At 62.0% G+C, this 14,147-nt stretch carries 11 protein-coding genes and 1 pseudogene; 8 read left to right on the top strand and 4 right to left on the bottom strand.

The genetic code is table 11. The annotated features are described in order from the left end of the window. Positions 1-126: 126 nt before the first annotated feature. Positions 127-309 (bottom strand): hypothetical protein, encoded by a 183-nt coding sequence (locus G3480_RS21685; protein WP_164655965.1) that lies wholly within the window; start codon positions 307-309, stop codon positions 127-129. Between the two features lie 817 nt (positions 310-1,126). On the opposite strand from G3480_RS21685, the gene G3480_RS21680 reads away from it, so the two are divergent. The 3 genes and pseudogenes from G3480_RS21680 (at position 1,127) to G3480_RS21670 (ending at position 3,208) form a co-directional block, all read left to right on the top strand. Beyond that, positions 1,127-1,330 (top strand): hypothetical protein, encoded by a 204-nt coding sequence (locus tag G3480_RS21680; protein WP_164655982.1) that lies wholly within the window; start codon positions 1,127-1,129, stop codon positions 1,328-1,330. Positions 1,331-1,392: 62 nt separating this feature from the next. Continuing rightward, positions 1,393-2,130 (top strand): PEP-CTERM/exosortase system-associated acyltransferase, encoded by a 738-nt coding sequence (locus tag G3480_RS21675; protein WP_164655980.1) that lies wholly within the window; start codon positions 1,393-1,395, stop codon positions 2,128-2,130. A 128-nt stretch (positions 2,131-2,258) separates the two neighbouring features. Continuing rightward, a pseudogene (locus G3480_RS21670) lies at positions 2,259-3,208 on the top strand (patatin-like phospholipase family protein). Here G3480_RS21670 and G3480_RS21665 read toward each other — a convergent pair. Beyond that, entirely contained in the window at positions 3,175-3,750 is a 576-nt protein-coding gene (locus tag G3480_RS21665) for an REP-associated tyrosine transposase (protein WP_240905968.1), read from the bottom strand. The pseudogene G3480_RS21670 and the gene G3480_RS21665 sit on opposite strands and share 34 nt — an antisense overlap. Before the next feature lie 305 nt (positions 3,751-4,055). On the opposite strand from G3480_RS21665, the gene G3480_RS21660 reads away from it, so the two are divergent. From G3480_RS21660 to G3480_RS21640, 5 genes are all read left to right on the top strand, one after another. Then, positions 4,056-4,775 carry an N-acyl amino acid synthase FeeM domain-containing protein gene (locus G3480_RS21660; RefSeq protein ID WP_164655976.1) on the top strand — a complete coding sequence of 240 codons (720 nt, stop codon included), beginning with the start codon at positions 4,056-4,058 and terminating at the stop codon, positions 4,773-4,775. A 323-nt stretch (positions 4,776-5,098) separates the two neighbouring features. Continuing rightward, positions 5,099-6,175: an adenine nucleotide alpha hydrolase family protein gene (locus G3480_RS21655; RefSeq protein ID WP_164655975.1), complete on the top strand. Its 1,077-nt coding sequence runs from the start codon at positions 5,099-5,101 to the stop codon at positions 6,173-6,175. 56 nt (positions 6,176-6,231) lie between these two features. Next, positions 6,232-8,073, top strand: coding sequence for an AMP-dependent synthetase/ligase (locus tag G3480_RS21650; protein WP_164655973.1), 1,842 nt, complete (start codon positions 6,232-6,234; stop codon positions 8,071-8,073). 4 nt (positions 8,074-8,077) lie between these two features. Continuing rightward, on the top strand, positions 8,078-8,926 hold the full coding sequence (locus G3480_RS21645) for a DUF2887 domain-containing protein (protein ID WP_164655971.1): 849 nt from the start codon (positions 8,078-8,080) through the stop codon (positions 8,924-8,926). After that, positions 8,923-10,101, top strand: coding sequence for an SDR family oxidoreductase (locus G3480_RS21640; RefSeq protein ID WP_164655969.1), 1,179 nt, complete (start codon positions 8,923-8,925; stop codon positions 10,099-10,101). The genes G3480_RS21645 and G3480_RS21640 overlap by 4 nt, the downstream gene beginning before the upstream one ends. Positions 10,102-10,440: 339 nt before the next feature. Here G3480_RS21640 and G3480_RS21635 read toward each other — a convergent pair whose 3' ends face one another. Both G3480_RS21635 and G3480_RS21630 read right to left on the bottom strand, forming a co-directional pair. Continuing rightward, positions 10,441-12,066, bottom strand: a complete 1,626-nt coding sequence (locus G3480_RS21635) for an FAD-binding oxidoreductase (RefSeq protein ID WP_164655967.1) — start codon at positions 12,064-12,066, stop codon at positions 10,441-10,443. Positions 12,067-12,287: 221 nt separating this feature from the next. Continuing rightward, a complete protein-coding gene (locus tag G3480_RS21630) occupies positions 12,288-13,226 on the bottom strand; it encodes a PEP-CTERM sorting domain-containing protein (protein ID WP_164655966.1) in 939 nt (312 codons plus the stop codon). Between the last annotated feature and the right edge of the window lie 921 nt (positions 13,227-14,147).

Below are 14,147 nucleotides of genomic sequence, written 5' to 3'. Positions count from 1 at the left end.
GCGTACGGCCTACTCGGCTTGCGTCACTCAAGGCGGTTTGGCACGGATTGCCTCGCAACGATCCCCGCGTGAGGTGACGTGGGACTGCCCGCCAGCGAGTTCGATGCGCAGTGGTCTAGACATGCATCAGAACGATCGATCATGAGTGCTTGATTGCAAGACCTGATCCCAACTCCGAGACTGTTCACGGAGCAGGCGACCGGTCTCTTGGAACTTGCGATCGGTCTCCTGAAAGCGACGCTCGGTCTCCTTCTGCGACGCAATCAATTCACCGAGCAGATCAAGAATCTCGGCATAGGTCGTGGCCATGCGCACTGTCCTCATCCGGGTCGTTGGCCGGAGTATAGCAGGGCCGCTTGAGGAGCCCGCACGGGTGTTCCGCCTGTTGGCTGGCAATGGACGCGAACCGGGGCGAGGGTGACACACCAAAGGGGGTGTCGGAAAATGTAACACCTTTGCTCGAAATGCGATCGGAGAAGGAGACACCATTGAACTGCGCAGCACCGCCAGCGGATGAAGCGACGCGAGTCTATCAAGAACAATGGGTTAGCCTTTGATTCTGGCCGTCATGCTGAGTTGGCCAATGCTGAGAGGGGCCGGGTTGCAACCTGGACCATGGGCGAGATCATGTGGCACCGCCGACAAACCAGGTGGCAAACAGAGAACAGAAAGGTCGCCCGACCGTCCGGGGAGTGTCTGGCCTACTTGAAACCCGCGGTCTTCGCGGGAGTTTGTAAAGCGGCGTCAGGATTTTTTGCGCTTCGGTATGGCTTTGAATTTAAAGCGGAAGTCGTGTGCAGCCTACTCGGCTTGCGTCACTCAAGGCGGTTTTTGGCACGGATTGCCTCGCAACGATCCCCGCGTGAGGTAACGTCGCAAAGCCCGCTAGCGAGTTCGATGCGCAGTGGTCTAGACATGCATCAGAACGATCGATCATGAGTGCTTGATTGCAAGACCTGACCCCAACTCTCCCACATCTCTTTGACCCCATCTCTTCGCGTGTCACCAACCCGGCATTCACCGGTGAGACCAAAAATGATGTGTATGTGCCAGGATTTGTAGAAACTATGCAGGGTCGCTCGGGTTATCCTCCGAGTTTTCTGACGACTCAAGCGGAGGAACAGCGATGAACACGCCATCTCAATCGACCCTGCCATCTGAAGATACGCCAGACTCGACCCGGCTGTACATGGCCATTGATATGGCCGAGAAGAGTTGGAAGCTGGTGTCGAGCGATGGCCAGGTGGAGGGGAACGGACAACCGCGGCTGTATCAGACCAGCGTCGAGGGCCATGACTACATCGGCGTCAGTGCGGCGCTGAAGTCGTAAATATCCGGGACGGGGTTGCAAACCCCGTCCCGCTTTGAGTGCTTTGAACCGAGGGTCCACCCATGTCCGACATCGACTTGGTGACGCCGTATCGCGACTACTTCAAAATCGTCATGGCGGATACCGACGAGCTCCGTGATCGGGTCTTCGCGCTGCGTTTCGAGGTGTACTGCCGTGAACTGGGTTGGGAGAGTCCAGAGGCCTTTGCCGACGGCCATGAAAAGGACGAATTCGACGACGACTCAGTCCACTGTCTGCTCATTCATCGCCAGTCAGGGCTCGATGCCGGGACCGTTCGACTGGTGAAGGCGCGCTCGGACGGCCGTGTTCCGTGCCTGCCGTTCGTTGGACATTATGACCCGGCACTCTTCACGTCCGACCAAAACCCCTTGATGATGCCGCTCGGAAGCACCGGAGAGATCTCCCGGCTGGCACTCCATGAGCAGTTTCGCCGCCGTCCTGGTGAGCAGGATTCCCCGGACGGCCATGGCGCCGAGTTGTTCCAGTGGACCCAGACAGAGCGCCGCCGCTTTCCGCACATCGCGCTCGGGCTCTATCTTGCGGCCGCCACGGTGGGTCTGTCTGAGGGGTTGACCGGCGTCTACGCGATGATGGAGCCACGGCTGGCGCGTCATCTGCATTTCGGCGGGATCTTCTTCCAGCAGGTCGGCGAGGCGATTGAATATCGGGGGGCGCGCGCGCCGTTCTACATCTCTCGTCTCATGCTCTTTCAGCATTTGAATTCACCGCTGCGTGGTCTTCTGGATGCCATCGCGGAGGATTTGTGCGTCTCGGTCTAGCGCTGCGTTGACCGAGTTCAATTTGGCCAGTGGCGATCCAACCTCTCAACCCCCAATGCTTCAACCCCAAGTGTGCGGCCCCGCGCCCTCCCTGCACTGAACAGGAGTCGCTTTTCCCGTCAGCGGACATGGTGGGACTTAGGGTCGTCCCCATCCTCGCCGGTGGTGGCACGCGCCTGCCCGTGCACGTCGGGGTCCTCAAGGCGTTGGAGGATCTGGGTGTCGTCACCGAGCACATCGTTGGGGTCTCGGGGGGAGCATCGTCGCGGATCTGCGGGCCGCCGGCTGGTCGACGGACGCGATGAAGGATCTCGCCAGTGGCGTCGATTTCAGGCAGTTCCGCGACTTCAGCCTTTACCAACTATTTTTCCATGGCGGCCTCTCCTCCGGTGACGGCTTCGAACGCTGGATGGACGAGCGGCTGGAGGGCGCCTGCTTCGAGGATCTGCGCCTGGATCTACACGTCATCGCCACCGATGTGCGTACCGGCGCGCCCGTGATCTTCGACCGTGCCAGCCATCCTCGGATGCCCGTCTCCCAGTCGATCCGCTACTCGATAGGCATCCCGCTCCTGTTCGCTTACCGCGAGCACGACCACGATCTGATGATCGATGGCAGCATCCTCTCGGAGGACGCCCTGCGCCGAGACTGGGCAAAGGACGGGACGCCCATCTGCTGCTTCCGGCTCCGTGCCAATCCAGACGCCGGGCAGTCACGGGCACGTCGCTGGCTCCTCCCTGATTATCTGCAGCTGCTGATGCGGGCCTTCATGACCAGTCTGTCGCGCGAATTCATCCAGGACGCCTTCTGGAACAGCACCATCGTGATCGAAACCAACGGCGTCTCCCCGCTGGAATTCCGCCTGACGCCCGAGACCAAGCTCAAACTCTTCCAACAAGGATATGACACCACTCTGAAGATCTTTCCGATCAAGATCCACTCGTTCCTTCAGAACGCAGATAGTGAGAGGCCCGCCATTCACCCTGCACTCGGGCCGGCTAAAGCCGGCGTACCCAGATGGCCGGCATCCCGGGTACGCCGGCTTCAGCCGGCCTCGCGCCGCCAGGCGCTGCCATAACGCCAATCCTCCGCCCGCGCCACCAACCCCGCTTTCACCGGATTCTGCTCGATATACCGCGTCACCGCCGCCAGATGCGCATCGTCGCGAATGTACCGATCAAAATAATCCCGCTCCCAAAACGCCCCGCTGCGCCCCAGGCGCCCATTCGCCGCCCTGGAGGTACTCCCCTTCCAGCGACGCACCACCTCCCCCAGCCCCATCGGCGGCAGCGTCTCGATCAGCACATGCAGATGGTTGGGCATGATCACCCAGCTCAGCAGTCGATAGCACTCTCCATCACCCTCGAGCAGCGTCTGTTCGACCAGCTCGGCAATCTCCGCACGACTCAGCCAGCAAGCACCGTGGCCCGCGTCCAGCAAGGTATCCAGACGCTGGCGCCGGGCGATGTCGTCGCGTTCGGTCTCGGCCAGCAGACGGTGCAGTGTCGCCTTGGGCAGCGAATCGCCCAAATGCGTCGTGATGGATTGCACCAGCCCCGGCACATTGAGATGCGGCAGATAGCCGCGAGAGTACCATCCAGTCGTCCCGGTTGCGGCCATGAGCATGCTCCTTGTTTGATCGCCTCGTTTGCGTGGCCGGCTAAAGCCGGCGACCCCAAGCCAGGGTACGCCGGCTTCAGCCGGCCTTACCGCGAACCCAGATGGATCGGGTCGATCGTTTCACCTATGCTGGCGATCGGATTTTGAATCAGCCCATTGAACATGCCCGCTATCCACTCATCGCCTGGCACCGAAATCCAACAGACGCTTGCGTGGTCATCCTCCCAAGATCACCATCTCTGGGCGGCAGGGACCGGCCGCGCGCCCATCGGCCCACCAAGATCGACCCCGAGGCTCCGATCCCCATGACCATAGAATTCAAAGTGGCCTGCACGGCCCGCGAGATCGACGACGCACTCTGGCTCCGACATCAAGTCTTCGTTGTGGAAGAAGGCTTGTTCGGCGGAAAACCCTTCCCGGATGAACGGATCGTCGATCGTTTCGACGTCCTCCCGAAGGTCGCCCACATCATCGCCTACGACGGCGACGAACCCGTCGCGAGCGTTCGGCTCAATGGCGACACGGGGCTTGGCCTGCCGCCCGAGAAGCATTTCGATTTCAGCACCTATCGTCTGCTGATCGAGCAGGAATGCGCCCAACGCGGAGACACGCCCATTCTCGCCTCCGCCGGCTTATTGGTCATCCGCAACGGCTGGCGCCGAAGCCGCGACGTCACACGAGCCATTTTTCGTGTTGGGATCGGCGTCTTCTATTCCTGGCAGGCGAGTCACATCATCTCGGTCGTCAGCGCCGACACTGCATCGGCCTACGGTCGCATGGGATTTGCAACGCTTGCGGATCAGCGATGGAGCCAAGAGATCGGCGATCACATCGTGCCCATCATGGCCCGGACATCCGATTGCTACCGCTGGGCGTTTGGTGAAACCTGCACACCCACGGAGCCCATCTGGATTGAGCGCCGCATGGTCAACTGCCATGGCTGCCATGGATCGACCGTGGCCTCACCTCGAAGGGGGCACGTAACTCCTGCCAATCAGATCTCGCTTGAACCTTGGCGAGTGTGAGCCTAGATGATTTCAGCGAACACCTCCCGCATGGCCTGATGCCGTTTTCTGAAACTTGCGATCCCCTGTCCTCATGGCGTAAAGGGCATTGGGTCACGACGGAGCCACTCATGGTCGCGATCAATTCAGCGAGCAGATCCAGTCGCTCGGCATGGGTTCTGGACCATGCGTGCGCTGCTCATTTGGGTCACCGCGTTTATTCGGGCCAATCTGAGGAACGAGCGTGTCGAGTTCGCTGGATGGCTGGGGGAAAGGATCGACGCCTCGTCATTGCTACCGCTATCATCGGGCCATCCGACACCGATACTGATTGAGGTATAGGCATGGCCCGCTGCAAGAGCTGCCTGATCCCCGATGCCGTGCCCGGCGTGACACTGTCACCCGACGGCCTCTGCAACCTGTGCGCGGATGACCGCTGGGCGTCCAATACCACCGCAGAGGAAGCCGCGCGTGAGCTGCGGCAGGCGGACCTCGAACGCACGCTCGACGCCGTGCGCGGCCAGGCCGACTACGACTGTCTGGTCCCGCTCAGCGGCGGCAAGGACAGCCTCTATCTGCTGCATCGGCTCAAGCACGACTATGGCCTGAAGGTGCTGGCCTTCACCGTCGATGTGAACATTCCCGATCTGGCCTGGGACAGCATCCGCCGCGCGCTGGCCAAGCTTGAGATCGATCACTTCGTCTACCGGCCGCCGCCGTCCTTCTACCACAAACTGTTTCGCTATCTGCTGATGCATCAGGAGGCGCGCGGCGCGGTCTACACCGTCTCCTATGTCTACGCGCCGCTGTTCGAGGGCGACGCCTTGCAATTGGCCATGGCCAAGGGCATTCCGCTGGTGCTGGCCGGCTACTCGCCGGGGCAACCGGAACCCGAGCGCATGCTCTATGAGTTCTCGCGCACCTTGATCGAGCAGGTCGATTGGACACCGCCGGAGCTGCGCGCCAGCGGCGTCTTTGCCGAAGACGAACTCAACCGCTTCTACAATCCGGCGCGCTATCCGGCGGGCACCCAATTCCCGCGCTACCTGGCGCCTTTCCATGCCTGGCCTTACAACCAGGAGGAGATCATGCGCCGCGTTGTCGAACTCGGGCTGGTCGCCACGCGCAAGCACGCCAACCCGATCCACAGCAATTATCCGATCAACTGGCTGCTGATGTACTCGGACCTGCGCCATTTTGGCTATAACCCCTATGTGCCGGAATTCTCGGCCTTGATCCGGCGCGGCAAGGCCAATCGCAACTACTGGCGCGTGATGGCGCCGCTGGTGGATTTCCTGATTCTGAACCGGCTCGGACCGGGGCGCGAGGTCACGCGCAGCCTGCGCGAGCTTGGCCTGAGCGCCGAGGATTTGCGGATCGACAAGCCACGCGGCGCCTACGACCCGATCCTGACCGATTAGCCTCCCGTTGCCCGGACCCGCGCGCTCCGCACCCAGCCCACCGACTGGAGATCGCCATGGACGTTGACGCTTCGCCGAACCTCTCGCGCCTGTTGGGGGCGGAACTCCAAACCCTGCCCGCGCTGCTGTGGCGACGCGCGGAGCTGACACCGCTGGCCCCGGCGCGCTGGTCCCTCGGACCGACGGGCTGGACCGCCACCTCCTGGCGCGACTACCGTGACGAAACGGCCCGGACCGGCGCGGTCCTCGCGCAACTGAAGCTCGCCCCCGGCGACCGCGTCGGCATCATGGCGCCAAGTTCGGCGCGCTGGGATGCGTTGCAGATGGGGATCCTGGCGGCGGGGGGTGTCGTCATCGGACTCGACCCGCATGATCGCGAGGCCAGCTTGAACGCCATCGCCGAGCGTTGCGACCTGGCGGGACTGATCGTCGCCGAGGCTGGCCTGCTGGAGCGTTTCGCGCCACCAGTGCGCGATCGCTTGCACTTCGTCGTCGCCCTGCGGTCGTCCGACAACTCAAGCATCCCAACGCTCGACGCGCTGCTCGCAAGCGCCCCGGCACCGTCCGCCGCGCCGCCCGAAACACGCCCGGATGATCCCGCCACTATCATCTTCACCTCTGGCACCACCGGAACACCCAAGGGCATCTCCTACAGCCACCGCCAATTCGTGCTGGCCATCGCGTCGATCCTGGAGGCCTTTCCGGGGATCGACGCCGACTTCCGCCTGGCCTGCTGGCTGCCGCTGTCCAATCTATTTCAGCGCATGATCAACGGCTGCGCCATCGCCACCGGCGCCCAGACGTTCTATGTCGAAGACCCGCGCCGCGTCATGGAGCACATCGGCGCCATCGCCCCACACCTGTTCATCGGCGTGCCGCGCTTCTACGAAAAGCTCCAGGCCGGCATGCAGGCGAAGATCGACGCAATGCCCGCCTGGCAGCGGGCGCTGATCGCTTGGGCGTTGCGCCAGGGTCACTTCTATGCCAGCGCGCGGCGCGCCGGTCGTGCGCCAGGCACCGGGACGCGCGCGCGCCGCGCGCTCGCCAACCGCTTGGTGTTGCGCCGCATGCGCGGCGTCATGGGGTCGAATCTGCGGTTTCTGGTCAGCGGCTCGGCGCCCATGCCGCGCTGGCTGCTGGAATGGTTCCATGCCATCGACCTGCTGATCCTTGAAGCCTATGGCATGAGCGAGAACATCGTACCGATCGCGATGAACCGCCCGGACGCCTATCGTTTCGGCAGCGTTGGGCGGGTCGCGGCGGGCAACCAGATCCGTCTCGGCGAGGACGAGGAACTCTGGGTGCGCGGCGCGGGCGTGTTCAGCGGCTATCTGGGCGAAACCGCCTCAGACGCGCGCTTCGACTCGGCGGGCTTCCTGGCCAGTGGCGACTATGCCAGCCTCGACGCCGACGGCTTCGTCACCCTGACCGGGCGCAAGTCCGAGATCTTCAAGACCTCCACCGGCCGGCGCATCGCCCCCGCCGGCATCGAAGCCGCGTTGCGCCAAGTGCACTACGTCGAACATGCCGCCCTGTTCGGCGCCGGCCGGCCGTTTCTGGTCGCCGTGCTGGCGGTCGACGAGGCCGGCTGGACGGCGCGCATGGCCGGCGCGAAGGCCGCGCAACAGGGCGCACGGCTGCGCGAGGATCTCGCCGCCACGCTGGCGAACCTGCCGGATTACCAACGCCCCGCTGGTGTCATCGTCACGACCCGCGCGCTGAGCATCGACCGCGGTGAACTGACGGCCAATCTCAAACTGCGGCGCGGCCAGGTCGAGGCGGCCTTGTGCGACTCCATCGAGAGGCTCTACGAGCGGTTACAGGCGCAAACGGCATCGCCAAGCCAGATGGACTGGGATGGCGCGACGGTGCTGCTTTGTCCGCTGCCGGTGACATGAACTGATGAAAACCGACGTTTCAATCTACAGCTTCCTGGCGCTTGGTCCCGAGGCGTTTCGCGTACTGACCGGTGGGCGGGTGCTCGAAGGCCCCTACCGCTTCGGCTCGGTCACCTTCAAGAGCCTGGAGCGGCGGGTCGATGGTCTGTTCGAGCCCGATGGCCATGCGGGGCCGGTGCTGTTGGTCGAGTATCAGAGCCAGGCCCTGGCCACCGCCGGCTATCATCTACTCACCGAGGTTGGTCTCTATGGCGAGGCCCATCCCGGACGCGACGTGCGCGGGATCCTGATCATCCCCCGCGCCCGTCACCGCCCGCGCTTCCCCGCCGCGGCGGGAGAGGTGCTCAGCATCCTCTGCCTGGACGAGTATCTGCCCGCATGGATCGACCGTGAGCCGGACAATCCCTATGTCGCCGTGCTGGCGCCGCTGGTCTTGCGCAAGAACGTGCTGCGGACCCGCATGGCGGCGCTCTGGCAGAGCATTCATCGCGCGCCGCTGGCGGAACCCGAGCGCGCCACGCTGTCTACGATTCTGGAATTCTGGCTCATCGAACGCTTTCATGACCTGACCCCCGAGGAGATTCACGCCATGCTCAACGTCTTGCTACCCATCGAAGAAACCCGCGCCTACAAGGAAATCTATGCCCGAGGCGAGGCCAAAGGTGAAGCCCGAGGTAAAGCCCGAGGTAAAGCCGAAGGCAAGGCCGAAGACCTGTCACGTCTGCTGACCCGCCGCTTCGGCCCGCTGCCCGCTTGGGCGAGCACCCGCATCCAAGGCGCCGACATCGACAGGCTCGATCACTGGCTCGATCGTCTGCTCGACGCCGAACGCCTGGAGGACGTTCTGGAGTGAGCGCCGCATCGGTTTCTGCCGCAACCGTCCAAGCGTCGCGAGCCGACGCGCCGGTCTACTTCCTCACCGGCGCCACCGGCGCCATCGGCAGCGCTCTGGTTCCGCTGTTGCTCGAAGATCCCGCCGCGCGGGTGCAACTGCTGCTGCGCGCCGACGCTGACAGCCAGCTTGCCGAACGGCTCGAAACCCTTTATGCGTTCTGTGGAATCCCGCCTGAAGATAGCGCGCGGCGCGCGCGCGTCCAAGCCCTGCGGGGCGACGTCACCCTGCCGGAGTTCGGCCTGGACGCCCACGCCCTGGTCCAGGTGCGCGAGCACTGCACCCGGATGATCCACGCCGCCGGCATCGTGCGCATGAATCTGCCGCTCGAAGAGGCGCGCCGCGCGGCGGTCGGTGCCGCCGCGCACCTGATCGAACTGGCGGGCGCCTGTCCCAACCTACGCAAGATCGAATTCGTCAGTACCGTCGGCGTCGGCGGCCGCCTGACCCGCGTGCCGGAAACCTGGATCGACCGGCCGCGCGGCTTCCACAACACCTACGAACAGGCCAAGGCCGAGGCCGAGGATCTGATTCGCGCCGAGGTCGAGCGTGGCCTGCCGCTCACCGTGCATCGCCCCAGCATGGTGGTCGGCGACAGCCAGAGCGGGCGCATCATCCATTTCCAGGTGTTCTATCACCTGTGCGAGTTCCTCTCCGGGCGGCGCACCTTTGGCCTGTCACCCGCGCTCGGCCGGGCGCGGCTCGACATCATTCCGGTCGATCTGGTCGCGCGCGCGCTCGCCTGGTCCAGCGGCCACCCCGATCTCGCCGGCCAGATTCTGCATCTGTGTTCCGGCCCCGATCAGTCCACGCCGCTGACGGACCTGCAAGAACAGGTGCGCCGGCTGTTCATCGCGCATGGGCGCAAGGTACCACCGCGCATCACCCTGCCGCCACGGCTCTTCACCGGCGTCCTGAACCTGGCCAGCCGCTTCATGGATGAGAAGACCCGCCGCGCAGTGGGGACCTTGCCGATCTTTCTGGAGTACCTGGCATCGGATCAGCGGTTCGAAAACACCGCGACCCGCCAGCTTCTCGCGCGAGCCGGCATGGTTGTGCCGGTGTGGCAAGACGCTCTCGATACCGTTTTGGGCGCCTACTTACGGGCAGTGAGCACCACATCGAAGTCAGCTTAGAAAGCGTCCATCAACAACTTCCCCCCTTTCGCAAAGGGGGGTTAGGGGGGATTTCGGGCGGCATCGCTCGCATCGGGAAACAATTGATGGACACTTTCTTAGCTGATTTCCAGAACACAGTTTCCCCGTAGGATGGGCAAAGGCCGTGCGATGACACTTGAGTGATGGGGCCAACGGATGCCAGCCGTGCCCATCGAACCTGCGTGGGTGCGATGGGAAGATGGGCACGCCCCCATCCCACAGCATCACAACCCTCCGTTGCGGCGGGGCTTTGCCCATCCTACAAGAACTCGGGTGCTTGATCTGGGTCAGGGCATTCGTCATCGCGCCGGGCGCGGTTCAATCGGCTGGAGGCGGTGCGCCGATGCCATAACGGCCTGGCGCGAGCAGATTGTGTGGATCGACCGCCTGCTTGAGGGTGCCGAGGAAGGCATCGCCGACCGGATTGTGCGCCTGCGAGTCGGGCATGCTCATGGTGGTCGTGCGATAGGGTGGATAGCCGGCCGCGAGGAACTCTTGGCGCGTTTCCTCATACCAGGCGCGGGCACGCGCGCCGTCGGCTTCATCATGGCGATCGTAGAAGACACCGATCAGCATCAGGATCGCGCGCGGACTCTCGATGATGACTTCGACGAAGAAGTCGAATTCATAGCGCGCGAAAATGTCTTTGGCTAACGCCAGTCCGCGCAGGACATGCTCGGAGGTGAAGGGGATCACCGGCCCGGTCCAGAGGAAGCCGCAGTGGTCGCGGGCCGGGTCGATATCACCCAGCGGTTTCTGCGCGTGCGACTTGAAATAGACCTGTCGCGCGAAATGATCGGTCGGGATGCCGCGAAACAGGTTGATGCCCGGAATCAGGGCTTCCATGAAGGATTCGGACTTGCCCATCGCGCGATTGACCAGCGGTGCCACTGTGCGCGTCAAACGCCCCAGCCAGTTGTCCTCGATCGCCATGCCGAGAAACTGCAAGCGTCCATAGCGGCGCAGCACCCGGCCGAGTCGGCGCTTCTGATCGCGCACCTCGGCCGGCGTGCCATAGAGCCCGCAGCCGAAGGTCCAGCGTGCCACGCCATGCTGTTGGCGCCAGCGCGCCATGGCGTCCTCGCTCAACCGGCGTGCGCCGTCGAGCAGATCGAATGGATACTGGGAGACGATGCACATCATGGCGAAATCATTGGCCAGATGCGGGCGCGAGCGTAGCGCGCCGGAGAAGACCAACTGGCGCAGATCGTCGATGAAGGGGCCGATGCGGTCGTCTGAGGTTGTGTATTCGAACGCGGCCCACTCGAAGCGCTCCGGCGCCGGCATCAGCCATACGCCGGCTTTGACCACGATGCCGAGATTCGACTGCGCGAACAGGCCATCCAGATAGGGGCCAACGCCCCATTTGTAGGTGTGTTTGGCGTGGTTGTTGCCGGACGGACCGCCGCCGGTTTCGAGCAGTTGCCCATCCGGCAGCACGACGTCCATGCCGCACAGGCAGCCGAAATGATCGGCGTAGGGTGTCAGTCCGCGTCCCTTGTCGAGCGCGTTGCCGATCACGCTGGCCGTCGCGGTGCTGCCGGAGCAGTCGGCCCAGAGGCTGGGGTGATGGGACTTGAGGTAGTCGTTGAGCTGCTGATAGGTGACGCCCGGCTCAATGACCGCATAACCCAGGGTTTCATTCACCTCCCAGATGCGGTTCATGCGCTCCAGGATCAGGGTGATCCCGCCCGGATAGCAGGCGGTCTTTTCGCCATAGCCCCAGTTCTTGCCAGTGCTGACGTACCAGATTGGCACCTGGTGCTGCTTGGCCAAGCGCACGATGCCTTGCACCTGCTCGGCGCTGGTGGGATAGACCAAGACCTCGGGGAGTTGACGGTAAGGGATGCAAGTGCGCGAGTTGGACTCGACGGTGGCCGATTCCGTCAGAATCCGATCATGTCCGAGCAGGTCAGTAAGGGATGAGATCAGAGCGGAACTCATGGGTGGGCCTCGGTCGTGTTTGGATGAATAGTTTCAGAACTCCCAGCGACAATTCTAGCAACAGGCGCTCGGTTTTTAATGTAAACAAACCCTGAGGTCGCCAATCGTAACGCAAAAACCGGCCGAAGCCGGTTTTTGCTTACTTCCGATCATCCGACCGGAGGACATGCCTTAAGATGCCACTAAAAATGAATCTCCGCGCGGTGACCTGAGCTTACTTATCAGGACGATTTCCGTCCGCGGCGCGAAGCAGCACCCATCCCGATCAGACCGATGGACAGTAATGCTAGAGACGCTGGTTCAGGGATGGGATTAACGTCCGCGTCGATGTCTCCTGTAGCGAAGACTCCGAAACCTGTAGAGCCACCGGTGCTCAGGTTATAATCAAGCGCTGAACCGATGTTCTTAGCGCCTTTGACCTGCGCGGTACCAGTGATTTGACCCGCAAAAGGGGTGAAAGGCGACAGTAGACGCTGGTCAAAATCCCTCCCAGTGTTATTTTGCAAAAAGTCTAAAGCAAATGAGATTGAACCCAGCCCAGTACCAGGGTCTGTCTCTGACCCAACCGACGGATCGTTTGTCAAGCCAGTCCCGCGAACCACATTAAGCGGGTTTGAAAAGCCAGCCGCCAAGTAAAAATCGCCATCAGACGCCCTGTCTACGCAGTCATTAAACGATGTGCAGTTTGTGGTAGCAGCGTCAATGCTGAGGCTGTCGCCACCGCCGTTCCAGAGCTGCATCACGGTGCCCACGAGAGGTGTATTATTCGTTGCTTGCGTAAAGATAGGATTGGTTAATCCAAATCCGGACAGGCCACTCAGGAAACCTCCGTCCCAAGCGCCGAAATCCATTATATAAGTGCCGAGGATTTCTTGGCTTGCTGTGAGGCCAGTTACTTTAAGGTCGATAATTCCCGTGAGTTCTGGGGCAATGTCGGTACTACCCTGACCTGCCCCAGAAGTCGAATAGACCTCGAAAACAGTTAGGATGCGATCACCGACAGAAACAAAGTTGTCTCCATCATAATCGACGAGAAAATCGAGGAAGTCGTCTTGAAGGGTAGTTGTTGGAAAGTAGTACGTGGGAGATGCAAGTACGGTCGCTGACGACGTGATTGCCAGCGCCCCGATGAAGGCGTATCCAAGTTTGTTCAATTTCATTTTTGCGTTCCTCATTAGGATGGATTGGCAGTCTGAGTGGCCTTGAAGATTCTGACCAGCGGTTCTGACGCGGTCGAGCCCTCACTTCTCTGGTTGACGAGTGGCTTACGACCTTGGCCTCGGCCTGTCGATCATGATTAAGCGAAAATAATGCCAGCGTCATTTAGTTATTGATTTTTAAGAAGTTTATTTTGTCGTCAGCGCCTTATGAAGGCTCTGGTTGGCAAAAGTTGTAAAGAAAGCTGACACCAAATTCCCGCGTGCAGGAGCCAATAATCCGGCATAGCCACAGCCGGGTAGCCAGTTAGGATGGGTAGAGCGGCCTTGGCAGGACTCTTGAAAACGGCTCCGACGTCCCGTGGCCGCGAAACCCATCGACCCACAGCGCCAACGCTTAACTATCTGATCTGAAATGACTTCCGACATCGCGAGCCGGGTCGATCGGGCGCTGATCCGAAGCCTTCGCGGTTTGGTTCGGTGGGTTTCGCCGCGCTCGACCCACCCTAGGATGACGTTGGCTAGGGTTCCCGCGCGCCCATCACCCCTCGATCCAGGTGTAAAAAATCCTGACGCCTCTGAAAAATCGGGGTCAAAAAATCGGGGTCAGGTCTTGTAATCACGCGTGTGATCGCTCCCTCGCCCGTGTCCGCGAAACCCACCGACCCGCCGCGCCAATGCTCTTAACCGGCTGATTTAAAAATTTTTCCGTCATCGAGAGCCTGTTCGGTCGGGTGCTTTTCTGAATCGTCGGCGGCCTGGTTCAGTGGGTTTCGCTGCGCTCGACCCACCCACTACGTCGGTGTTGGGTTGTGCGGTGGGCGCGCGCCAGTCGCCCTCGATCCACTGCGTATTCCAGTGAAACCGGACACCCAGTCCGAAGGAAAGCGGACAGCCGTTCCGATCGAAGCCGGACAGTCAGTC

It is taken from the genome of Thiorhodococcus mannitoliphagus (genome assembly GCF_010915725.1).
In the GTDB taxonomy this organism is placed as follows: Bacteria; Pseudomonadota; Gammaproteobacteria; order Chromatiales; family Chromatiaceae; genus Thiorhodococcus; species Thiorhodococcus mannitoliphagus.
This window is presented reverse-complemented; position numbering and strand designations above follow the sequence as displayed.

Coding starts and splice junctions, on each gene's coding strand:
- G3480_RS21685 (WP_164655965.1), bottom strand. CDS start 309: ATGGCCACGACCTATGCCGAGATTCTTGATCTGCTCGGTGAATTGATT.
- G3480_RS21680 (WP_164655982.1), top strand. CDS start 1,127: ATGAACACGCCATCTCAATCGACCCTGCCATCTGAAGATACGCCAGAC.
- G3480_RS21675 (WP_164655980.1), top strand. CDS start 1,393: ATGTCCGACATCGACTTGGTGACGCCGTATCGCGACTACTTCAAAATC.
- G3480_RS21665 (WP_240905968.1), bottom strand. CDS start 3,750: ATGGCCGCAACCGGGACGACTGGATGGTACTCTCGCGGCTATCTGCCG.
- G3480_RS21660 (WP_164655976.1), top strand. CDS start 4,056: ATGACCATAGAATTCAAAGTGGCCTGCACGGCCCGCGAGATCGACGAC.
- G3480_RS21655 (WP_164655975.1), top strand. CDS start 5,099: ATGGCCCGCTGCAAGAGCTGCCTGATCCCCGATGCCGTGCCCGGCGTG.
- G3480_RS21650 (WP_164655973.1), top strand. CDS start 6,232: ATGGACGTTGACGCTTCGCCGAACCTCTCGCGCCTGTTGGGGGCGGAA.
- G3480_RS21645 (WP_164655971.1), top strand. CDS start 8,078: ATGAAAACCGACGTTTCAATCTACAGCTTCCTGGCGCTTGGTCCCGAG.
- G3480_RS21635 (WP_164655967.1), bottom strand. CDS start 12,066: ATGAGTTCCGCTCTGATCTCATCCCTTACTGACCTGCTCGGACATGAT.
- G3480_RS21630 (WP_164655966.1), bottom strand. CDS start 13,226: ATGAAATTGAACAAACTTGGATACGCCTTCATCGGGGCGCTGGCAATC.